The sequence below is a fragment of the Bacillus sp. FSL L8-0528 genome (assembly GCF_038593085.1).
GTDB lineage: Bacteria > Bacillota > Bacilli > Bacillales > Bacillaceae > Bacillus > Bacillus paralicheniformis.
The window spans coordinates 717,332-739,722 of record NZ_CP151961.1 but is presented as its reverse complement, the minus strand read 5'-3'; the positions used below and the strand labels follow the sequence as shown (position 1 = coordinate 739,722).

Annotated in this window: 20 protein-coding genes; 6 read left to right on the top strand and 14 right to left on the bottom strand. The window is 47.4% G+C overall.

Going from position 1 to position 22,391, the window contains the following annotated elements:
• The first annotated feature begins 94 nt into the window (after window positions 1–94).
• Together MHI30_RS03715 and MHI30_RS03710 are read left to right on the top strand one after the other, a co-directional pair.
• On the top strand, window positions 95–943 hold the full coding sequence (locus tag MHI30_RS03715; protein WP_075755330.1) for a TetR/AcrR family transcriptional regulator: 849 nt from the start codon (window positions 95–97) through the stop codon (window positions 941–943).
• 123 nt (window positions 944–1,066) lie between these two features.
• Entirely contained in the window at window positions 1,067–2,149 is a 1,083-nt protein-coding gene (locus MHI30_RS03710) for a glycoside hydrolase family 26 protein (protein WP_075755328.1), read from the top strand.
• A 72-nt stretch (window positions 2,150–2,221) separates the two neighbouring features.
• Here MHI30_RS03710 and MHI30_RS03705 read toward each other — a convergent pair whose 3' ends face one another.
• The 5 genes from MHI30_RS03705 to gatC all read right to left on the bottom strand — a co-directional run bounded on the left by MHI30_RS03705 (window position 2,222) and on the right by gatC (window position 6,188).
• The gene (locus MHI30_RS03705; protein WP_075755326.1) at window positions 2,222–2,503 is read right to left on the bottom strand and encodes a hypothetical protein; all 282 of its coding nucleotides are present in this window, start codon (window positions 2,501–2,503) and stop codon (window positions 2,222–2,224) included.
• The gene (locus tag MHI30_RS03700) at window positions 2,500–2,802 is read right to left on the bottom strand and encodes a DUF2089 family protein (protein ID WP_003179601.1); all 303 of its coding nucleotides are present in this window, start codon (window positions 2,800–2,802) and stop codon (window positions 2,500–2,502) included. Before MHI30_RS03700 ends, MHI30_RS03705 begins: the two co-directional genes overlap by 4 nt.
• 171 nt (window positions 2,803–2,973) lie before the next feature.
• Window positions 2,974–4,404: an Asp-tRNA(Asn)/Glu-tRNA(Gln) amidotransferase subunit GatB gene (gatB, locus tag MHI30_RS03695; RefSeq protein WP_145653761.1), complete on the bottom strand. Its 1,431-nt coding sequence runs from the start codon at window positions 4,402–4,404 to the stop codon at window positions 2,974–2,976.
• Window positions 4,405–4,417: 13 nt separating this feature from the next.
• Window positions 4,418–5,875, bottom strand: coding sequence for an Asp-tRNA(Asn)/Glu-tRNA(Gln) amidotransferase subunit GatA (gatA, locus tag MHI30_RS03690; RefSeq protein WP_023855604.1), 1,458 nt, complete (start codon window positions 5,873–5,875; stop codon window positions 4,418–4,420).
• 22 nt (window positions 5,876–5,897) lie between these two features.
• A complete protein-coding gene (gatC, locus tag MHI30_RS03685; RefSeq protein ID WP_003179590.1) occupies window positions 5,898–6,188 on the bottom strand; it encodes an Asp-tRNA(Asn)/Glu-tRNA(Gln) amidotransferase subunit GatC in 291 nt (96 codons plus the stop codon).
• Window positions 6,189–6,628: 440 nt separating this feature from the next.
• Between gatC and putP the strand changes: the two genes are divergently transcribed.
• The gene (gene putP, locus MHI30_RS03680; RefSeq protein ID WP_075755322.1) at window positions 6,629–8,110 is read left to right on the top strand and encodes a sodium/proline symporter PutP; all 1,482 of its coding nucleotides are present in this window, start codon (window positions 6,629–6,631) and stop codon (window positions 8,108–8,110) included.
• Window positions 8,111–8,322: 212 nt separating this feature from the next.
• Window positions 8,323–9,021 (top strand): MgtC/SapB family protein, encoded by a 699-nt coding sequence (locus tag MHI30_RS03675; protein WP_142238649.1) that lies wholly within the window; start codon window positions 8,323–8,325, stop codon window positions 9,019–9,021.
• 30 nt (window positions 9,022–9,051) lie between these two features.
• On the opposite strand, the gene MHI30_RS03670 is transcribed toward MHI30_RS03675, so the two are convergent.
• The 7 genes from MHI30_RS03670 to MHI30_RS03640 form a co-directional block, all read right to left on the bottom strand.
• Entirely contained in the window at window positions 9,052–10,242 is a 1,191-nt protein-coding gene (locus tag MHI30_RS03670) for a CamS family sex pheromone protein (protein ID WP_075755318.1), read from the bottom strand.
• Between the two features lie 15 nt (window positions 10,243–10,257).
• The gene (gene ligA, locus MHI30_RS03665) at window positions 10,258–12,261 is read right to left on the bottom strand and encodes an NAD-dependent DNA ligase LigA (protein ID WP_154495837.1); all 2,004 of its coding nucleotides are present in this window, start codon (window positions 12,259–12,261) and stop codon (window positions 10,258–10,260) included.
• A 34-nt stretch (window positions 12,262–12,295) separates the two neighbouring features.
• Window positions 12,296–14,515: a DNA helicase PcrA gene (gene pcrA, locus MHI30_RS03660; RefSeq protein ID WP_075755314.1), complete on the bottom strand. Its 2,220-nt coding sequence runs from the start codon at window positions 14,513–14,515 to the stop codon at window positions 12,296–12,298.
• A 59-nt stretch (window positions 14,516–14,574) separates the two neighbouring features.
• Window positions 14,575–15,261, bottom strand: a complete 687-nt coding sequence (locus MHI30_RS03655; RefSeq protein ID WP_075755312.1) for a heptaprenylglyceryl phosphate synthase — start codon at window positions 15,259–15,261, stop codon at window positions 14,575–14,577.
• A 149-nt stretch (window positions 15,262–15,410) separates the two neighbouring features.
• Window positions 15,411–15,722 carry a YerC/YecD family TrpR-related protein gene (locus MHI30_RS03650; RefSeq protein WP_075755310.1) on the bottom strand — a complete coding sequence of 104 codons (312 nt, stop codon included), beginning with the start codon at window positions 15,720–15,722 and terminating at the stop codon, window positions 15,411–15,413.
• A gap of 2 nt (window positions 15,723–15,724) precedes the next feature.
• Window positions 15,725–16,711 (bottom strand): DUF3048 domain-containing protein, encoded by a 987-nt coding sequence (locus MHI30_RS03645; RefSeq protein ID WP_256700786.1) that lies wholly within the window; start codon window positions 16,709–16,711, stop codon window positions 15,725–15,727.
• 28 nt (window positions 16,712–16,739) lie between these two features.
• Entirely contained in the window at window positions 16,740–18,479 is a 1,740-nt protein-coding gene (locus MHI30_RS03640; protein WP_075755306.1) for an adenine deaminase C-terminal domain-containing protein, read from the bottom strand.
• Window positions 18,480–18,604: 125 nt separating this feature from the next.
• Between MHI30_RS03640 and MHI30_RS03635 the strand changes: the two genes are divergently transcribed.
• Window positions 18,605–18,835 carry a DUF2892 domain-containing protein gene (locus MHI30_RS03635; protein ID WP_020450448.1) on the top strand — a complete coding sequence of 77 codons (231 nt, stop codon included), beginning with the start codon at window positions 18,605–18,607 and terminating at the stop codon, window positions 18,833–18,835.
• Between the two features lie 294 nt (window positions 18,836–19,129).
• Here MHI30_RS03635 and MHI30_RS03630 read toward each other — a convergent pair whose 3' ends face one another.
• Window positions 19,130–20,353, bottom strand: coding sequence for a cytochrome P450 (locus MHI30_RS03630; RefSeq protein WP_075755302.1), 1,224 nt, complete (start codon window positions 20,351–20,353; stop codon window positions 19,130–19,132).
• A gap of 136 nt (window positions 20,354–20,489) precedes the next feature.
• Between MHI30_RS03630 and MHI30_RS03625 the strand changes: the two genes are divergently transcribed.
• Complete coding sequence (locus MHI30_RS03625) at window positions 20,490–21,068, top strand: TetR/AcrR family transcriptional regulator C-terminal domain-containing protein (protein WP_075755300.1); 579 nt, start codon at window positions 20,490–20,492, stop codon at window positions 21,066–21,068.
• 49 nt (window positions 21,069–21,117) lie between these two features.
• On the opposite strand, the gene purD is transcribed toward MHI30_RS03625, so the two are convergent.
• Window positions 21,118–22,386 (bottom strand): phosphoribosylamine--glycine ligase, encoded by a 1,269-nt coding sequence (gene purD / locus MHI30_RS03620; protein ID WP_075755298.1) that lies wholly within the window; start codon window positions 22,384–22,386, stop codon window positions 21,118–21,120.
• Between the last annotated feature and the right edge of the window lie 5 nt (window positions 22,387–22,391).

Genomic DNA, 22,391 nt, shown 5'->3' with positions numbered 1-22,391 from the left:
ATTCTATACAATAATAAACTTCAAAAGTAAACAGCGTCAACTTATATATGTTAAAATTTATTCAATTTTAAAGAAGTGTTAAAGGGGTACATTCATGACAGAAAAAGAAGAAAAAATCATTAAAGCAGGCCTGCACCTGTTCGCGAAAAACGGGTTTGCTTCCACAACGATTCAGGACATCGCCAATGAATGCAACATTTCAAAAGGAGCTTTCTACCTGCATTTCAAGTCGAAAGAAGCGCTTTTGCTTGCGATCATTAAGTATTATATCGATCGAACCATGGAAAATATGAAGATCATTCAGCAAAAGAATTTTCCTCCGAAGGAAACATTCAAGGAACAGATTGCTTATCAATTCAGTGAGAGCAAGGAGCACCGCGACTTTATTCTCGTGATGATCAGCGAACACAGCATCCCGGAAAACAGCAAGATTGAAGAATATTTTAAAAATGTCAGCCAAAAATTCCACGAGACGTATCAAAACGCGCTGTCAGCCGCCTACGGTGACATTGTGAAGCCTTATCTGTCAGACTTGTCCGTGATCGTTCAAGGCATCGTGCAGTCTTATCAAAATTTGTTTATCTTTAATGAACTGGACATCGATTTTTACGAACTTGCGGATTTTATTATGAGAAGAATCGATGACATGATTGATGGCATGGTTCAAAACGGGGAGCGGCCGATCCTGGCCGGCCGCACGTACAGCTATTACCGGAACGCCGGCAATACGGCCGATAAACATACGATTTTGCGGGAGCTTGAAGATGCCAAACGTCAGCCGGCCCTGCCGGAAGACATTCTCATTACACTGGATGTGATCGAGGAAGAGCTGAGAAAAGATTCGCCCCGCACACCCGTGCTCCAGGGCATGCTGACAAACTTGGAGCATCAGGACAATGTTCAGCATCTATATGGAATGGTCACCCGTTTCCTTCATTCATAAAACAGCCTTATGGCTGTTTTTTTATTTCCTTACAATACGACGATCTGACCATGAATATTTTGGAAGCAGCATGTATAATAAGATCGCTTAAGACAATCTAGATTTTTAGGGGGTTTTACCTTAGTGAAAAAAAACATCGTTTGCTTTATCTTCGCGCTGCTCCTTGCTTTTGCCGTTTCGCAGCCGAGCTACGCACACACCGTTTCTCCGGTGAACCCGAATGCCCAACCGACGACGAAAGCGGTGATGAACTGGCTTGCCCACCTGCCCAATCGGACAGAAAACCGAGTAATGTCCGGGGCATTCGGAGGATACAGCCTCGACACATTTTCAACGGCTGAAGCCGACCGGATCAATCAGGCAACAGGACAGCTGCCAGCCATATACGGCTGCGATTATGCAAGAGGATGGCTGGAGCCGGAAGAGATCGCCGATACGATTAACTACAGCTGCAACCGTGATTTGATCGCATACTGGAAAAGCGGAGGCATTCCGCAAATCAGTCTGCACCTCGCAAACCCCGCGTTTACTTCGGGTCATTATAAAACTCAGATTTCAAACAGCCAGTATGAGAGAATTTTAGATTCTTCCACGCCCGAAGGAAAACGGCTTGAGGCGATGCTGAGCAAAATCGCAGATGGCCTCCAGGAGCTTGAAAATGAAGGTGTGCCCGTTCTATTCAGACCCCTTCACGAAATGAACGGCGAATGGTTCTGGTGGGGGCTGACGCAATATAATCAAAAAGACAGCGCGAGAATCTCCTTGTACAAACAGCTCTATATGAAAATCTATGACTATATGACAAAGACAAGAGGCTTGGATCATCTGTTGTGGGTGTATGCGCCTGACGCCAACAGAGACTTTAAAACAGACTTTTATCCGGGGGCATCATATGTGGACATTGTCGGGCTTGACGCTTATTTTGATGACCCGTACGCCATTGATGGCTACGATCAGCTCACATCGCTGAACAAGCCGTTTGCCTTTACAGAGGTCGGACCGCAAACGACAAACGGCGGCCTGGATTACGCGCGGTTTATCCATGCAATCAAAGAAAAATACCCGAAAACGACGTACTTCCTAGCGTGGAACGATGAGTGGAGCCCTGCTGTGAATAAGGGAGCGGACACCCTCTATCTTCATCCATGGACGCTGAATAAGGGAGACATATGGGACGGCGGTTCTTTGACGCCTGTCGTGGAATAATGAAAAAACCTTGGAGAGTTATTCTCCAAGGTTTTTTAAGCAGCTTGTTCTGTCCTTTTGAGGCTGATCCTGTTATTTAATATCCATGGCTTTCATTACTCTCATTTCTCTTTCCTGCTTTTTTTTCAAAGCTTCTCTGCCTTTAATCCATTCCCCTAGCAATAAAGCTAGTCCGCCAATAAGAGGAAGATAGAATGATGCGAAAGATTTTCCTTCATGAATGGATAATGCAACGAGAAAAATGATATAAGCTGTTGGCAGTATAGCTCCCCAAAAAGTACGATTCCTGGTAGATAAAAAATATTGAATTCCTAGTATTGTAAATCCGATCAGTAGTATATATATAGTATTCATTTATGAACGCCCCGTTCTTTTTTATATTTCTCAATGATTAACTTTGCATTTTCCAGACTTATCTGATCATCAATAGCTAACTGTTTAATAAAGTTAACAAAAGTCTCATTTTCCAACTCATCAATGAGTTGAATTTTTTGTATTAATCGATCCAATCTAACCCTGACTGTTGGATAAGATACTTGATAACTCTTTGCAATTTCTTTTAACGAACCAGATTTCAGCATAAAGTTTTTAATAAATTCTACGTCCTCTTCTTCTAAAGCTAATATCCACTCGGGTACATCTTTTCTTTCCATAGACAGCCCCTCTTATCAACAAATTTAAAAACAAAATTCAAATTAATGATAATATATTTATAAATAAAATTCAAATAAAATTTAATTTTATTTATTATTCATTTGTATCTTTGCACAAATAAAAAAGGTCCCCAATATGAGGACCTCCATTTAAGTAGCATAAATCTGTTTTTATCGTTTATTAATCTCTTCAAGAAGAAGCTTGTTGACCATCGGCGGGTTCGCTTGTCCTTTTGAGGCTTTCATGATTTGGCCGACAAGGAAGCCGATCGCACGGTCTTTTCCGTTTTTGAAGTCTTCGATCGATTGCGGATTGTTGTCGAGCGCTTCTGTGACAAGCTTTCTGAGCGTCGCTTCGTCAGAGATTTGCACAAGGCCTTTTTCTTTGACGATTTTTTCTGCGTCTCCGCCTTTTTCGATCAATTCTTTGAAGACCTTTTTCGCGATTTTCGATGAAATCGTGCCTTTTTCGATCAGCTTGACCAATCCGGCAAGGCCTTCAGGCGTTAGCGCGACATCCGCAAGCTCTTTTTGCTGGGCGTTCAAGTAAGCCGACACTTCACCCATCAGCCAGTTCGACGCCAGCTTCGCGTCTGCGCCTTTTTCGACGGCCGCTTCGAAGAAGTCGGACATTTCTTTTGTCAAAGTGAGCACTTTCGCGTCATAGGCAGGAAGGCCAAGCTCTTCGATGTAGCGCTTGCGGCGCTCGTCCGGAAGCTCAGGAATGCTGTCTTTCACGCGCTGTTTCCACTCATCGTCAATGTAAAGCTCGACAAGATCAGGCTCAGGGAAGTAGCGGTAGTCGTCAGATCCCTCTTTGACCCTCATCAAAATCGTCGTTTTGGATGCTTCATCATAGCGGCGCGTCTCCTGCTGAATGACACCGCCTGACAAAAGAACTTGCGCCTGGCGTTTTTCTTCGTGCTCAAGGCCTTTTTGAACAAAGGCGAATGAGTTCAGGTTTTTCAGCTCTGTCTTTGTGCCGAACTCCTCTTGTCCGATCGGACGGAGCGAGATGTTGGCGTCGCAGCGGAGCGAGCCCTCTTCCATCTTACAGTCGGAAACGCCTGTATACTGAATGATCGATTTCAGTTTTTCAAGGTAGGCGTAAGCTTCTTCAGGCGTTCTGATATCGGGCTCGGAGACGATTTCAACGAGCGGTGTTCCCTGGCGGTTATAGTCGACAAGGGAGTAGCCGTCGCCTGTATGCGTCAGTTTTCCCGCATCCTCTTCCAAATGAAGGCGGGTGATGCCGATGCGCTTCGTTTTTCCGCCGACTTCGATTTCGATCCAGCCGTTTTCGCCGATCGGTTTATCAAATTGTGAAATTTGATAAGCTTTCGGGTTGTCGGGGTAGAAATAGTTTTTCCGGTCGAATTTCGTTTCTGTCGCAATTTCACAGTTGAGCGCCATCGCGGCTTTCATCGCGAAATTGACGGCTTCTTTGTTCAACACAGGCAGTACACCCGGATAGCCTAAATCGATAACGCTTGTCTGCGTGTTGGCCGCCGCGCCGAATGGCGTTGGAGAACTGGAGAAAATTTTCGATTTTGTTTTGAGCTCCACGTGGACTTCAAGTCCGATTACCGTTTCAAAGTTCATGTTTTTTCACCCCTTACAGTTCAGGTTTTGCTTTATGGTGGTCTGTCGCCTGTTCGAATGCATGAGCGACGCGGTATACTGTGCTTTCGTCAAAGTGTTTGCCGATGATTTGCAGGCCGAGCGGCAAGCCGTTCGCCAATCCGCACGGTACGCTGATTCCCGGTACGCCCGCAAGGTTGACAGGAATCGTCAGAATGTCATTGGCGTACATGGTCAGCGGATCGCTCGTTTTTTCGCCGATTTTAAATGCCGGCGTCGGCGTTGTCGGTCCGATGATGACGTCATAGTTTGCAAATACGTCTTCAAAGTCCTTTTTGATCAGCGTTCTGACTTTTTGCGCTTTTTTATAGTATGCGTCGTAATAGCCTGAGCTGAGCGCGAACGTACCGAGCATGATGCGGCGCTTCACTTCGTTTCCGAATCCTTCGGAACGCGTCTGTTTGTACAGGTCGATCAGGTTGTCGGCATTGTCCGTGCGGTAGCCGTAGCGGATGCCATCGAAGCGCGCCAGGTTTGCCGACGCTTCAGATGAAGAAAGCAGGTAGTAAGTCGCCAGCGCGTATTTGCTGTGCGGAAGCGATACCTCTTCCCATGTCGCGCCAAGGCTTTCAAGCACTTTCAGCGCTTCAAGGACGGAATTTCTCGCTTCTTCTCCCACTCCTTCGCCGAGGTATTCTTTCGGCACGGCAATTTTAAGTCCTTTAATGTCGCCGGTTAACGCTGACAAATAGTCGGGAACGTCCACATTGGCGCTCGTCGAATCCATTTTGTCGACGCCTGAAATCGCCTGCAGAAGGTAAGCGTTGTCTTCGACAGATCTTGTGATCGGGCCGATTTGATCCAATGAAGAAGCAAATGCGACAAGGCCGTATCTGGAAACGCGTCCGTATGTAGGCTTTAAGCCGACGACGCCGCAGAAAGATGCCGGCTGGCGAATCGATCCGCCCGTGTCAGATCCAAGTGAAAACGGCACTTCCCCGGCCGCAACCGCAGCCGCTGAGCCTCCGCTTGATCCGCCCGGAACAGTTTCGAGGTTCCACGGGTTTTTTGTCTTTTTAAAGCCTGAGTTCTCCGTGGAAGAGCCCATCGCGAATTCATCCATGTTCAGCTTTCCGATGGTGACCGCTTCAGCTTCGTGAAGACGCTCAACAACGGTTGCATCATAGATCGGATCAAAGTTTTCGAGAATTTTGCTTGCGCACGTTGTCCGCAGATCCTTTGTTACGATATTGTCCTTAATGCCGATCGGCATCCCGAAAAGAAGGCCGTGCTCATCACGGGTATCAAGCGCTTCGTCCAATTCTTTAGCGTATGCGCGGGCTTTTTCTTCATCAAGCTGCAAAAAGGCTTGTACCTTTCCGTCAACTTCGTGAATCCGTTTGTAAGATTCATCGACTAAATCTGATATGCTGATCTCTTTATTATGTATGAGACGTTTTAATTCAGATATTTTATGGTCAAACAGTGACATGTTCTCTCGCTCCCTCCTTTATTCAGTCCAAGATTGACGGCACGCGGATGTAGCCGTCTTTATGATCAGGCGCGTTTTTGACGACGTCTTCAACCGGAAGTCCTTTATCAGGGACATCTTCCCTCATGATATTCTTCATTTGCAATACGTGCGTTGTTGGTTTAACATTCTCTGTATCGACTTCGTTCAGCTCTTCTGCAAATGAAATAATGCTGTCAAGCTGTTCGGTAAACATCGCCGCTTCCTCGTCCGTAATCGCCAGTCTGGCAAGATGGGCGACATGCTTTACTTCTTCTATAGAAATACGCGACATACTAAAAACACCTCCAAGGTTATTCTCGCTTAGTCATAATACTGATCATATCAAATTTTAGCCTTCTAAATCAACAAAACCGCGATCTTCGCCCCATTGGCGGCTTTTATTTTATCGCACATGAAAAATTCAGTAAAATAGCACGTACTAATATTCAGAATATTTTTACTTTTTATAATATTTGTAAGCGTTTTCATTACGACGCTTATCAGAACCATCACGCCCTTTTTCAATAAAATCGGATGTTTTTCACGGTTGATTGATGGGGAATAGTTTGATAGGTTAGGTAACTAAGTACGATCTAATCGGCAGCGCCTTAATTCCAATACTTGATTTTTTAAAGAGGGGGCCCTGCAATTTTCTTCGTACCGCAAGTCAGTATTGTCGAAAATTTTAAAGAGGTGATGCCACATTATTTTTAAAGAGGAGAGATATGAAACGTGAGTGTTGAAATATTTATTTCGTTAGGGATTTATTTTGCCGCGATGCTCTTAATCGGCTGGTATTCCTACAGAAAGACATCCAATTTGAACGACTACATGCTCGGCGGCAGAGGTCTTGGGCCTGCTGTTACGGCTTTATCGGCCGGCGCGTCGGACATGAGCGGCTGGATGCTGATGGGACTGCCCGGAGCCATGTATGTGACAGGACTTTCGAGCGCCTGGCTTGCCGTCGGTTTAACAATCGGAGCTTATGTGAACTACTTGGTTGTCGCTCCCCGGCTGCGCACATATACAGAAGTAGCAAACGATGCGATTACAATTCCGGATTTTTTCGAAAATCGGTTTAATGATACGACGAGAATCTTGCGCCTTGCATCAGCCATCGTCATCATGGTGTTTTTCACACTGTACACGTCGGCGGGTATGGTGTCCGGAGGAAGACTGTTTGAAACGGCGTTCGGCCTCGATTATAAAATCGGTCTTTTCTTAACGGCAGCAGTCGTGATTGCTTATACGCTGTTCGGAGGGTTTTTGGCCGTCAGTCTCACTGACTTTGTGCAAGGTTTGATTATGTTTATCGCTTTAGTGCTCGTGCCGATCGTTGCCTTTACTCAATTAGGCGGAATTACGCCGACTTTCAATGTGATCGAAGAAATCAATCCAAGCTTGCTCGATTTCTTCAAAGGAACGACCGTCATTAGCATTATTTCATTTCTCGCCTGGGGACTGGGCTATTTCGGTCAGCCGCATATTATCGTCCGCTTTATGGCGATTTCATCCGTAAAAGAGCTGAAGCCTGCGCGCCGCATCGCAATGGGCTGGATGATCATCTCCGTAATCGGCGCACTGCTTGTCGGACTGATCGGTGTGGCGTATGTCCATGAGACGGGTACAGCGCTTAAAGATCCGGAAACGATTTTTATCGTGTTCTCAAAGGTATTATTCCATCCGCTGATTACCGGATTTTTGCTTTCCGCTTTGCTCGCGGCGATTATGAGTACGGTGTCTTCCCAGCTGCTTGTCACATCAAGCGCCATGACGGAAGACTTTTACCGGACTTTTTTCCGCCGCGATGCTTCGGATAAAGAGCTCGTTCTTGTCGGACGTCTGAGCGTTCTGCTTGTCGCCGTCATCGCGATCCTTCTGTCTCTGACACCGAACAACACGATCCTTGATTTGGTCGGCTATGCGTGGGCCGGGTTTGGTTCCGCATTCGGACCCGCCATCCTTCTCAGCTTGTACTGGAAGCGGATGAACCAGTGGGGCGCATTGGCCGGTATGATCACAGGAGCCGTGACCGTGCTGATTTGCATTCTGACCGGTCTGCAGGAGAAGACGGGAATCTATGAAATGATCCCTGGTTTCTTCCTGAGCTTGATTGTCGTTTACGCTGTCAGCATGATCACGAACAAGCCGGCAAAAGAAGCAAGAGATATGTTTGAAGAAATGGAACAGACGCATGAGGAAGAACATTCTTAAATGATCAGGCAATGAAAGCCGCCGGGTGACATCCGGCGGCTTTTTTGCTCAGACTGAATTCTTTTGATGCCACGCCGGCAATATAATGGTAAGAGTATAGGGCTTCTTGCAGATGAATGGTTCCTGGACACACCCTTCAAAAACAGTTGTCGATCCATAGCGTCTGTGAGAAAATCATATCAATCATATAAGATATTGTCGGAAAGGAGATCATGGGCATGGATTGGCATATTGAAACAGAAACGCTGTTGAAGCTAGGCATCGCAACATTAATCGGAATGGTCATCGGTCTCGAAAGGGAGCTGAAAAACAAGCCGCTCGGCTTAAAAACGTGCATTGTGATTGCGATCAGTTCCTGTGTTCTGACAATGATCAGCATTGATGCGGCATACCATTTTCCAAGGTCGAACAGAATCATGATGGACCCTTTGCGGCTTCCCGCACAAATCATATCAGGGATCGGCTTCATCGGAGCGGGCGTGATTTTACGCAAAAGCAACGACGTCATTTCCGGCCTGACCACTTCAGCGATGATCTGGGGAGCAGCCGGCCTCGGCGTCGCCATCGGAGCGGGCTTTTATAAAGAAGCATTTGTCAGTCTCATTTTCATTTTAATCAGCGTCGAGTTTTTGCCGTGGATCGTCGGCAAAATCGGTCCGAACCGCTTGCAGGAAAAAGAAATCCGCGTCCGCATGTCCCTGAATGACAAGGATAAACTGACGGATATCATCAAAGAAATGAAAGCGAAAAAAATCCGGATTCATTCCGTCCGGATCGATGATATGCGCGATAATGAATTTCCGATCATGGAAACGAAAATCATGGTTCATAAGAAACGGTATGTCACCGATGTCTATTACGATATCAAAGCGATCGACGGCGTCGTCGGCGTAAAATGCGACACGCTTTAAAAAAAGAAGCAGCCCTTTGGCTGCTTCTTTTTATGAATCATAAATATGGACGGTCGGTTCCTTGTCTCCCGGCTTTTTCAGGATAACGGCTTCCTGCCCGGCTGACGAAGTAATGTTGATCTCAACGTTCAGTCCGCTTTTGCCGTAGTAATCCATCACTTCACCGGTCAAGAACTGGGTAAAGGCGATGACTTCGCTTTTGCCGTAAAACTGCATCGGGATGTTGATTTTCATGTCCTGCATTTGGTCGTCTTTATAGAGAGCCGTGCCGACAACCCCTGTGTAGTTTGGAAAATACGTGTCGACTTTGTTTTTAAAGCGTTTGAAGAGCTCCGCGTCATCCGGATGTTTCTCCGAACCTTCTGTTGAAGGGAAGAACGTGTACTCTTCATTGATTTTATCCCAGCCGCCGAGCTCGCTTGTCCCTGCTTTCACCTCGGTTTTGGCGATAAAGTTTCCAGGGACGATCGATGACTTAGGCGCCTGCTTGTAGAGCATGATGGTCAGCGGAATGTTTTTCAAATCATCCATGTTTCTGATCCGTTTCGCCACTTCCTCGGCGATTTTTTCGCCTTCCTGCCTCAGCTTTTTGTCGCTGATGGTCACTTCTTTTTGCGGGTCGCCGACATTTTCGCGGTAGTAGTAGACAGAGTTCAGCGCAAGGCCGATCACGACGCCGCCGAGCTCAATCGTATCCTTGTCTTTGCGGACGAGGTAGTCGTGCTCAAGCATATGGGCGAGGTATACCGGGCTTTCTTCGTTTTGCTTCTCTGTTGATCCGCTTCCGGAAAGGGCGGGGTTCAGTCCGAGGTTTTTGAAGTTTTTATCGTCTTTCTCGGCTTTTTTCAGGTCTTCCCCCGTTTTTTTGCGGGCGAGCCAGCTCGTAACTGTATCCTCATCCAAGTATTGTCCTTCTTGAAAAAGGTAATCGTCAGTAGAAAATGAATCTTGCGCAAGGCGCATCATGCCTGTCTCAAATTCATCGATATCCAGCCGCGTATTCAGACGTTCGGTCGTCAAGCCTCGGGCCTTCCCCGCCTTGAAAGGAAGAACCATTTTATAATAAGAATCGGAGATGTTATATTTCGGAATGATGGCTTTTTCTTTCGACTTATCCGTTTTCTGCACCATCTCCTGCTCTTCTTCTCCCCCAAAATTCGGCGCACAGGCTGAGAGCATGAGCATACCCGCAGCAGCCGCCAAACATAATATCTTTTTCAATAGAAAACACTCCTCTTATTTCTTTAGCTCACTGATCAGTCTTGCTTCATCCCATACTTCGATGTTCAGCTCTTCAGCTTTCGCCAGTTTGCTGCCTGCCGCTTCGCCGGCAATGACGAGATCGGTTTTTTTGCTTACACTGCCTGTGATTTTTCCGCCGAGCGCTTCGATTTCCGCTTTCGCGTCGTTCCGCGACAATTCGTTGAGCTTCCCGGTCAGGACGATCGTTTTCCCCGCAAAATACGAGTCGCTCGCTTCAGCGGCCGCTTTTTTCGGGCCTTTATAAACTGTGTTCACCCCGAGTTCTTCGAGCTCGTCCAACAGCTTCAGAATCTCTTCTTTTTCAAAATAAGTGACGAGGGCGTCCGCCATTTTCTCGCCGATTTCATCGACTTCGACCAATTCTTCTTTTGTCGCTTTTTTGAGCCTGTCGAGCGTTTCAAAATGCAGCGCCAGTGTCTTGGCCGCTTTGGCGCCGATGAAGCGGATGCCGAGTCCGAAAAGAAGCCGTTCCAATGAATTCTTCTTCGATTTTTCAATCGACTTCAATAAATTGTCGGTCGATTTTTCCCCCATCCGCTCGAGATTGATCAGCTGCTCGCGCGTCAGCTTATACAGATCGGCGACATTGTGGACGAGGTCTTCACGGAACAGCTGGGTGATGACGCGCTCGCCAAGACCGTCTATATTCATCGCGTTCCGGGAAACGAAATGGATCAGGCCTTCCCTGATCTGAGCCGGGCACTCCGGATTGATGCAGCGAAGCGCGACTTCTCCTTCAATTCTGACAAGCTCGCTTCCGCATTCCGGGCATTCCTTTGGCATGTTGAATTCTTTTTCTTCGCCCGTCCGTTGTTCGACGAGGACGTTGACGACCTCAGGAATGATATCTCCCGCTTTTTTAATGACGACTTTGTCCAGCAGTCTGATATCCTTCTCTTTAATCAAATCTTCGTTGTGGAGAGAGGCTCTTTGGACGGTCGTTCCCGCCACTTTTACAGGTTCGAGAATCGCAGTCGGGGTTACTGCGCCCGTCCGGCCGACGCTTAATTCAATGTCCAAAAGCGTTGTGACCACCTCTTCGGCAGGAAACTTGTAGGCGATCGCCCAGCGCGGGCTTTTTGCCGTAAAGCCGAGCTCTTCCTGCTGATCAAGGGAGTTGACTTTAATGACGATCCCGTCGATTTCATACGGGAGGTCGGCGCGTTTTGTCTTGAGCTCTTCGACGATCTCAATGACTTCTTCGATCGTGCTGCATTTTTTTCTTTCATGATTGGTTTTAAAGCCGAGTTCGTCGAGGAAATCGAGTCCCTGGCTTTGCGTTTCAACGCCCATTTCGTCAAGCTCCGCTATACTGTAGACGAAGATGTCGAGATTTCGTTTCGCGGCGATTTTCGGATCAAGCTGCCTTAATGAGCCGGCAGCGGCGTTCCGCGGGTTGGCGAACGGCTCTTCATCCCGTTCGAGCCGCGCTTTGTTCAGCAATTCAAAAGAGCGCTTCGGCATAAATGCCTCGCCGCGCACTTCAATTGAAAGGTCGCGCTTCATTCTGAGGGGAATGTTTCTGATGGTCTTCAAATTTTCCGTAATATCCTCGCCCGTTGTTCCGTCGCCTCTCGTCGCACCTCTGACAAATACGCCGTTTTCATAGCGCAGTGAAACAGCAAGACCGTCTATTTTAAATTCGACGTTGTACTCAACATCTCCGACCGCCTGGCGGACGCGGCGGTCAAAGTCGCGCAGATCTTCTTCATTAAACGCGTTGCCGAGGCTCAGCATCGGCGTTTTATGCTGCACTTTTTGAAAGGCGTCCAAAACGGCTCCGCCGACGCGCTGAGAAGGAGAGTCCGGCGTTTTCAGGTCGGGGTGCTCTTCTTCAAGAGCAATGAGCTCCTTCATCAGCTTGTCATATTCGGAATCAGGCACGCTTGGGTCGTCAAGGGTGTGATATTCGTAGTTGTATTTGTTAATCAATGCATGCAGTTGTTCCACACGGCGTTTAGCTGCTTCTTTTTCCATTGGTTTCGTCCTTTCATTTCAGGTCTTTTGCCATTTATTGCTTTTCAATAGGCGCAAAGGCCGCGAGAAGACGCTTCACTCCGGTCGGGCTCGGGAAGGCGATGTCAAGCTCAGTCGATTCGCCGGATCCTTTAACGCTGACAACGGTTCCGACGCCCCACTTTTTATGGGAGGCTTTGTCGCCGACTGCCCAATTGACACCGTCGCCGCCGGTTTTGCTGTACGATGCAGCCGGCCGGGTAACCGGGCCTCTCCGCTCCGGCTTTCTTCCAAACGGCGTTTTCAGATCTTTTTTCTTCTCGTTTAGATTGTCCAATAATTCCTCCGGTATTTCCGCAATGAACCTTGATTCAGGGTTCATATTCGTTCTCCCGAACAATGTCCGCATCCGCGCGTTTGTTAAATAAAGTTCTTCCTCAGCCCTCGTGATGCCGACATATGCGAGTCTCCGCTCTTCTTCCATCTCCGCTTCTTCCATCAGGGAGCGGCTGTGCGGGAATACCCCTTCTTCAAGCCCCATCAGGAACACAACCGGGAATTCGAGTCCTTTTGCGGCATGAAGCGTCATTAAGATGACCGCGTCTTGACTTCCGGTCTCTTCTTCCTTCTGATCAAGCTGATCGATATCGGCGATAAGCGCCAAATCCGTCAAAAAGGCGACGAGCGATTTATCTTCGCTTTGCTGTTCAAAGTTTTTCGTTACGGAGAGAAACTCGTCGATATTTTCAAGACGGCTCTGCGCTTCCAAGGATTTTTCCGCTTTCAGCATTTCGCGGTATTCGGTTTTTTCAAGGATTTCTTCCGTAAGCTCTGTGACGGATAAGTATTCCTGCATATTCGTCAAGTTTTCGATCGTCTGTCTGAACTCATCAAGCGCGTTCGCCGCTCTTGCGCTGAGGCCGATAAAGTCAACCTGTCCGAGCGCTTCAAATAAAGACATTCCGTTCATATCGGCATAAGCCGCGATTTTATCGACTGAAGTCGCACCGACGCCGCGCTTCGGCACGTTCACGATCCGCGCAAAGCTGATATCGTCGTCAGGGTTTGCGACGAGGCGCAAATACGCAAGGATGTCTTTGATCTCTTTTCTGTCATAGAACTTCGTGCCGCCGACGATGTTGTAGTTGATGTTCGCTTTCATCAGCGTTTCCTCAATGACCCGCGATTGAGCGTTCGTCCGGTACAAAATCGCGATATCTGAGAAGGATCGTTTTCCAGAGCCGACGAGCTCCCTGATTTTGCCCGCGACAAATTGGCCTTCGCCAAATTCGTTATCGCCTCTGAAGTAGGAAATTTTCGCCCCTTCGTCATTTTCAGTCCAGAGGTTTTTCGGCTTTCTGTTGGAGTTGTTCTGAATCACTTCATTGGCCGCGTTCAATATCCGTTTTGTCGACCTGTAGTTTTGTTCGAGCAGAATGACACTTGCATTCGGATAGTCTTTTTCAAACGACAGAATGTTGGCAATGTCCGCTCCGCGCCATCTGTAGATCGACTGGTCGGAGTCCCCGACGACGCAGATGTTTTCGAAGCGCTGCGCCATTTTTTTGACGAGCAAATACTGCGCCCTGTTCGTATCCTGATACTCATCGACATGAATGTATTGGAATTTCCGCTGGTAGTATTCGAGTACTTCCGGCACACGGTCAAACAGGATGATCGTCGTCATGATCAGATCGTCAAAATCGAGCGACTGGTTTTTCCGCAGTTTCTTCTGATAATCTTTGTAGACATCGCTGACGACTTGTTCAAAAAAACCGCCTGCAGTTTTCTCGTACTCTTCCGGTTCGATCAATTCGTTTTTCGCACTGCTGATCGATCCGAGTATGCTTCTGGGGTCGAATTTTTTCGGATCGATGTTTCTTTCCTTCAAGATTCCTTTAATGACGGAAAGCTGATCTGACGTATCAAGAATCGAGAAATTCCGGTTGATGCCGATTCTGTCGATGTCTCTCCGCAAAATTCTCACACACATGCTGTGGAACGTCGAAATCCAGATGTCGTCCGCTCCCGGTCCGAGAATTTTTTCCACACGTTCTTTCATTTCTCTGGCCGCTTTGTTCGTAAATGTAATCGCCAAAATGTTCCACGGGGCAACGCGCTTCTCCGCCATTAAATACGCAATGCGGTGCGTCAATACCCGCGTCTTTCCGCTTCCTGCTCCGGCCATGATCAAAAGCGGGCCGTCCGTCGTTTTGACCGCTTCCTGCTGCATCTTGTTTAATCCGCTTAATAATTGGTCGCTAATGTAATTCAATTCCGTTCACCGCCTATTCAAACATATGTTCTATTATAAACCAATCCGGTTCGTTGTGCTCATCCTTTTACGGCCTGTACCGTTTTTAGCGCTTCTTCGAAGTTCTCATAAATCGCATTTCCGACGACGATCACATCGGCGTGTTCAGCCATTTTAACCGCCGTCTCCGCATCTTTGATTCCGCCGCCGTAAAACAGCGTCGTTTCCTGAAGCACCGCTTTTGTTTCCTTAACGGTTTCCGAATCACCCAGCATACCGCTGTATTCAAGATAAAAGACCGGAAGGCGGAAAAGATGTTCAGCCACGCGGGCGTATGCTTTAATATCCTCAATGTCCTGCTCGGTATCTGCGTTTGTCAAAGCGGCTGCCTTGCAGTCCTGATTCAAAATACAGTATCCTTCAACAACAATCTCATCAGGCGACATCAGTTCACCGTATTCTTTCATCGCCTTTTTATGTAAGCCGGCAATCCAGTCGGTATCCCTGCTGTTGAGCACAGTCGGAATAAAATAGAGGTCAAACCCCGGGACGATCGCGTCAATCGTCGACACTTCCAGGACGCACGGCACTAAAAAGCGGCGCACCTTTGACATCAGCCGAAGGACGTCATCTTCTGTGACATGGTCGCTTCCGCCGATCAAAACCGCGTCTGTTCCGGATTCGCACAGCTGTTCAAGCTGATCATCCGTAATATCTTTATTCGGATCGAGTTTAAAGACATGCTTCCACTCGGTAATATCGTACATGAAAAAAGCTCCTCCATTCGTTCTTACCATTTAAATATTATAACAAATTCAGCCCCATTCGAAAAACGGATAACGAATCACGATAAACGGGCAGAAGGCACAAAAAAACCGCCGGTGCTCAGTGCCCTGAGCCAGGCGGTTTCATGACATCATGAAGATGATTCAGATTGATTTGCTTTGACGCGGTCCAGCGTCATGATGTAAGCGTCATTTCCGTAGTTCAGGCAGCGCTTCACCCTGGAAATGGTCGCGGTGCTCGCTCCGGTTTCCGTCTCAATTTTGTGATACGTGTTGCCGTCGCGCAGCATTCTGGCTACTTCGAGCCGCTGAGCCAATGATTGAATTTCATTTATTGTGCATAAATCATCGAAAAAACGATAGCATTCTTCGAGATCTTTTAGTGATAGTATGGATTGAAAAAGCTGGTCCAGCTCTCTCCCGCGCAATTTATCGATCTGCATCTTTACACACCTTCTCCTTTGCTAATAGAAACCTTGCTGAGATCGGGAACGATATTGATCCACGTTTTTCCCGGCACGAACGGAACGGTCTTGCCGTCCGTCTTCGGTATGATCCGGCCGTTTTCGTTCTTCCAGCTGATCCGATGGACTTCCCCGTTTTGCAGAAGGAGTCCTTTTCCGCCTGAACGAAGGTCAATATCCCTTCTCCCGTACGCATCTTTCATATGATGTTCGGCTTCCGCTATTAGAATGTTTTGAAGAACAACCGGTTCTTCTGTTTCAAGGTCTGTTGTCAAAACACCGTCTGACTTTCTCACATAGCCTTCAACCTTTTTATCATAACCATATTCGACACGGTTTGTAACGGATTTTGTTCCGTAATCTAACCGTATAGAATAAAGCGCATCCGAAGGTTTGTCAGGGCTTGCTTTAAAAGTGAGCGGTTCTGTGCGGGTTTCGATGGCATATCCTTTGTTATCTGCTGCTTGCTTTACGTTTTTATATGACGTGTACGAATTATGCGGCGCTTCCCGAAAATCGGCCCTCCAAAACAGGCTGCCGTCGTAATCCATTCCATTGATATGATCGGCGTCGCCGTTCAACAGGCGGCTTTTTGCACCCGGACTCCAGCCGTGATGCACCAAAAGGCTGTCAAAACCGAGAGCCAAATCAATGAAATACTCCCGGGCGCTGCGGACTGGGCCAACCGCTTCAGGCATGTCGCTTTGATAGATCGCCAACAATCGTGTGATCGGTCCTTCACTGAGAGCTTCAATGACAATGTCAGCCTTGCTTAATCCCGACTGCGGCCGTGCTTTTGAATGATTGTTCACCACAACGGCAATGGGCCGCTGCCGAATATCTCCGTCCGCCTTCAATCCTGTCAGCGGATGAATGTTCTTTTCCTTTTCCTGCTGTTCCTGCGACTGGCACGATGCAAGCAGTAAAAGAGAAGCAAAACATAGCAGTACTCTTACATATCGATTCACCATAGATTAGCTCCCGCTCTTTTATATTTTAACGCATTATCGATGGAAAGAGTACAGTTTTTTTCATCACATCAAAGATCCCTTTCGGCGTCACCCTGATATAAGGCAGATGAGTGCTTTGCAAAAAGAGCAGGGTGTAGATCGGGTCGTCAAACGTATAGCCTCTTTCAAACAGAAGCTCTTTTAACGTCTTTTCCCTTTCAAGCACCTTTTCATACGTCTCATTTGATGCGCCGCCGCTTAAATGGAGAGGAATTTCGTGAAGAATTTTTCCGTTTTCCGCTAATACGATACCTCCCCCGATTTCTTTCATCCGCTTAAAGGCCAAAAGCATGTCTTCCTTGTTTTTGCCGACCACGATCATATCTCCCGTTGTCGAATAGGAGCTGACGAACCCTTGGACGCGGGTTGCAAAGCCTTTCAGCATCGTATTGACACGCCATTTTCCATATTTGTCGAACAGCGAGAGATAGCTTTCATCATGGTCAAAAGAAAGCTGGTTGACAGAGTTGTCAATTTCAATCGTATAAGGCTCCATAATGACGGAATTCCTCATTTTTAAGCCGAGCGGCATGGAAAACTGCAAGTCATCCATCGTTAGATCATATGAAAGGTTCAGAGGGACAAGACCCCCTTTTTGCCAATCCGGAACTGAAAACGCATTCATATTTGCGCCGCCTGATTTGATCAGCCGCCCTTTTGCCAAAACTGTCTCCGGATTCGGTTCAGCAGGGCTCTTCAAAATGTTGAGCGTCGCGTATCTGCCCGGTGCCACCACGCCGAGGATGTCCTCCATATGGTAATACTTAGCGATATTAAACGAAGCCATATTATAGGCGTCGATCAGCGGCACGCCCTCTTCGATGGCAATTTCAATCAGCTTGTTTGTCATGCCTTCTTTATAAAAGTTCGGCGTTGCACCGTCCGTTGTATAAAACATATGGTCATAATGGTGAAAGCCGTCTTCGTGCAGCTCGCGCAAAATCTTTCGCAAATCAGGGCGGATGGAAGACTGCCTCAAGCCGACGTGGTATCCAAGTTCAAGCCGCTTCAGCACTTCCTTTCCAGTCATGGCTTCATGATCTGCGTCAGCGCCGAAAAGCTTCATCTTCGTCAGCGTTTTTTCCGATGCACCCGGAAAATGGCCCTCGATCCGCTTTCTCCTTCTTTTCGTGCACTGCATGCAATGAAGGAGCAGATCATCGCCGTCCAAGAGGCGCGGCCAGCCTGTCATTTCTCCTCCCTGGATGACGTCCGGGTGTTCTCCCCAACGTTTTCGGTAATCGATCGATAAAATTTGATCTTCATTCAACACTTCAGTCTGCAAGTCATACCTTGACCACCAATAGTAGTGGACAGGCTGTTTTTTCAGTTCTTCCAATATAGAAAACGCTTTCTTTTTTCCGCAATGCAAAAGCAGAAACAAGTTGTCATTTACGAATGTCGTCGTTCCAAACTGTGACACATATTCAGCCAAAGTTTGGGGATTATAAATTTGAAAAGGATGGACATGCGGCTCAATATACCCGGGTACAATGTATTTTCCTTCACAATCTATTGTAGTTTTAACAGCCGTCTTCGGCAAGTCACGGCCGACGTAAACGATTCTGTCATGATGAATCCATACGTTTGCCAGAATCCATTGCTTTACATACGGGTTCAGTACAGATGCATTTCGTAAAAGGAGCGTTGGCTGCAGCCTTGAACTTACAACATCAACTTGCGATCTGATGTGTTTGTTTTTCCAAATTAAGGTGCGTTCGGACATTCACATACTCTCCTTTACATGTAATGATCCTATGTTAACACATTTACTATCGTCACGCATTACCAATCCGTTACAATTTTTCGAAAAAACACTTTATTTAATTATTTAAATAGGAGGAATGAAGCATGAAGCAAAACATCGGACTGTTTGACGCCGTTTTTCGCATTGCCTGCGGACTGACGATCCTGTCGGCGGCAGCGGCAAAATTTACGAGAAAACCGTGGTGCAGAATGACTCTGTTCTGCATGTTTATGGGGGCGATGAAGGCCGCTTCCGGCATCTTGCGATTTTGTCCCATGACGTATGTTTGCCAAACTTATATGAAGCAGCAGGGAGAGGCTGGCGAACAATCGTAAAAAGCACCTTTTAGGTGCTTTTTATATTGAATGTTTTTGCAAATGCTCTCTTATACAGCCTTCACATAAAATCAAACCATTGCTTTCCAAAAACCTTTTGACATGGGCGAATCCTGATAGTCCGACGGGCTTGTCCACGTAATAAAACGTCTCGTCTTTTGATATTTGTTTTTTGCACCTTTTGCAGGTTACATGACTCATATGCTATCTCCTTTCCTATCACTGTCTAAATAAAATCGGTTGTACGATTTTTCTATTGATAACAAAAAAGCACCTTTTCGGGTGCTCCTTTAATTAGTTAGGCGCTGTTTCCCCTGCTGACTTCACCCGCAGATGGAATTGTTTCAAGCCGTACATGCTGCTGTCGGCCATCGGCGCGATCGCAAGCTTTTCCATCGAGGAATACTGCTTCAGAAGCGCCTCAAGGGCTATCGCCGCTTCCAGCCTCGCGAGCGGAGCGCCTAAGCAGAAATGGATGCCGTGGCCAAATCCGATATGCGGGTTCGGATGGCGGTGAATATCAAATTCGTGCGCCCTCTCAAATTTCGCTTCATCACGGTTGGCAGAAGCAAGGAAAGCGACGACACCTTCTCCTTTTTTCAAACTCACTCCTCTGATCTCGGTATCCTGTTTAACGAAGCGCACGATCATCGGCGCGGGCGCCCGGAAACGGACAGCTTCCTCGACAGCCTGCGGAATCAGTTCAGGATGCCTGGCAAGCTCGTCATACGCACCCGGTGTTTCGAGAATGCTGTAGACCGCATTTGAAATCAAATTCGTCGTCGTTTCATTCCCCGCCATCAAGAGCAGGTTGCAAAACGGAACCAATTCATCAGGGGAAAGCTTGTCCCCTTCTTGTTCAGCTTTGATCAAGAGCGAAATCAAGTCATTGCCGAGGTTTTGTCTTTTCTCTTCGATCATCTTTTCAAAAAACGCGGTCAGCTCTTCTTCGCCTTGATCTCTGATGTTTTTCCACTTGTTCACATCTTTTTGCCGATCGCTCTTCGGCAGGCTGACCAACACGTCGGACCATTCTTTGAAATGATGCTTGTACATTGAAGGAACGCCGAGCAATTCCGAAATGACGATGACGGGCAACGGATATGAAAAATCCTGTACAAGGTCGATCTCTTCCTTGCCGCGGATTTGAGCGAGCAGTTCATTCGTCAGTTCGCGAATGCGCGGCTCCCACTCTTTCATGACACGCGGAGTAAAAGCCTTGTTGACGATCGATCTGATTCTCGTGTGTTTCGGCGGATCCATGCTGATCAACGTTTTCGTAAACGTATTGCTAGCTCCAAGCTGATGGAATTGATTTGAAAAAAAGTCTTTGTCACTGATCACTCTTTTGACATCGTCATAGCGGAACACGCTCCACACTTTGCTGTCTTCATCATAGTGAATCGGTGATTCGGTACGCATTTTTTCATACCATGGAAACGGATCGTATGGATCTTGTTTGTTCTTTCCGTTAAGCAGCGCTTTCTGAATGGGGTTCTGCTGTTTTGTTTGACTCATTCGCTTCACTCCTTCGGTTCTTGTCAGCTGATTCATGAAGTTCAATATGTTAGTTTAAAATTAAAAGATTCCACCGGATCATTCAACCAACAAGTGGAAGAGAAGTGTCGAAAAAGTGTTTGAGGAGGCGGCTGAAGTGGCTGACAGCTACCGCGGGGACAAGCGGATCACAAAATCGAAAACAAATTTAAAAAAAGCCTTGTTTGAACTGCTTGCTGAAAAAGAATGGGGAAAAATCTCTGTACAGGATATTACGCAACGGGCAAACTTGAATCGAACGACATTTTATCAGCATTATCAAGATAAATACGATTTGCTTCATCAAAATATGGGAGACATGTTTGAAGCGATGAAAGAGGATATTTTTTCGCCGCTTGATTTAGATTGCAGCGGGGAAAAGCCTGAAGCGTACTGGTATGTGCTGCGCTTTTATCAGCATTTACAACAGAACTGCGATGATTTTGCGATTATCATCAACAGAAGATATGAGCTGAACATTAAGGAGCTGCTCAATGATTTTTGGAATGACAGCTTTTTGACGGGAATCAAAAAAACGGCAGCTGCTGATACTAACCGTTCAGTGCCACTTGATATCCAGCGGCGATTTGTGATTTCCGCCTTTGCGGGCACAGCCGCATGGTGGCTTGAAAACGACATGCCTTATCCGCCCGAATTGATGGCTGAATCGTTGATCAAGATGATCCAAAAAAATTGACGGCAAAAAAAGAGACAAAACGGGTGCTCCCGCTCTGTCTCTTCACCGGTTATTTCTGCGCTGCCTTGAGCGCACGCGCGCCGATATCCGTCCGGTAAAACAGCCCCGGTTTTCTTACTCGTTCCACCGCTTGATAGGCTGCTTCCCTGGCCGCTTCAAACGTCTCGGCAAACGCCGTGACATTGGCGACGCGGCCGCCGTTCGTCACAAACTGATCACCGCTTTTTTTCGTGCCTGCGTGAAAGACGACGGTCTGTTCCATATCAGGCTCAAGCATGCCGATCGGCGCGCCTTTTTCATAGCTTTCCGGATAGCCGTCAGATGCAAGAACAACGGTGACTGCCGCCGTATCCTTCCACTTCAGTTCCACTTCTTTGTCCGCGAGGAGGTCAAGCAAGACCTGTACAAGGTCTGATTCAAGACGCGGCAGGACGACTTGGGTTTCCGGATCTCCGAATCTCGCGTTGAATTCGATCACTTTTGTTCCTTTTTCGGTCAGCATGAGGCCGGCATACAAGACTCCCGTAAACGAACGGCCTTCTTTAATCATCGCTTCGGCCGCCGGCTCCAAAATCGTTTTAACGGCGTCTTCGACGACCGCATCCGAAATCTGCGGCACCGGGGAATATGCGCCCATTCCCCCTGTATTCGGGCCTTTGTCTCCGTCAAACGCCCGCTTGTGATCTTGCGCGATCACAAGCGGATACACTTTTTCCCCTTTGACAAAAGCCATCAGCGAAAATTCTTCACCGCTCAAAAATTCCTCGATTACGACAGAGGCGCTTGCATCGCCGAACTTTTCATCTTCTAAAAAGTCATGCAGACACTGAACTGCATCTTCCTCTGTCATCGCGACTGTGACGCCTTTTCCGGCGGCAAGCCCGTCGGCTTTGATGACGATCGGAGCGCCTTTTTCCTCAACATACGCCTTTGCGTTTTCAAAAGATGTAAACGTTTCGTACTCTGCTGTCGGAATCTGATATTTTTTCATCAGATCTTTGGCAAACTGCTTGCTTCCTTCAATCACCGCTGCTTTTTTCGACGGACCGAACACCGGAAGACCCGCTTCTTCAAATGCATCAACAAGCCCTTCGATTAAAGGGACCTCGGGACCGACAATCGTCAGTCCGATATTGTTTTCCTTTGCGAAAGCGAGAAGCCCTTCGTGATTGCCTTCATCTAGATCAACGAGTACGGCGGTTCCGGCCATTCCGTCATTGCCGGGCGCCGCATATACAGTGCCGACAAGGGGGCTTTGCGCCGCTTTCCAGGCGAGCGTGTGCTCCCTGCCGCCTCTGCCGATAATCAATACGTTCACGCTGG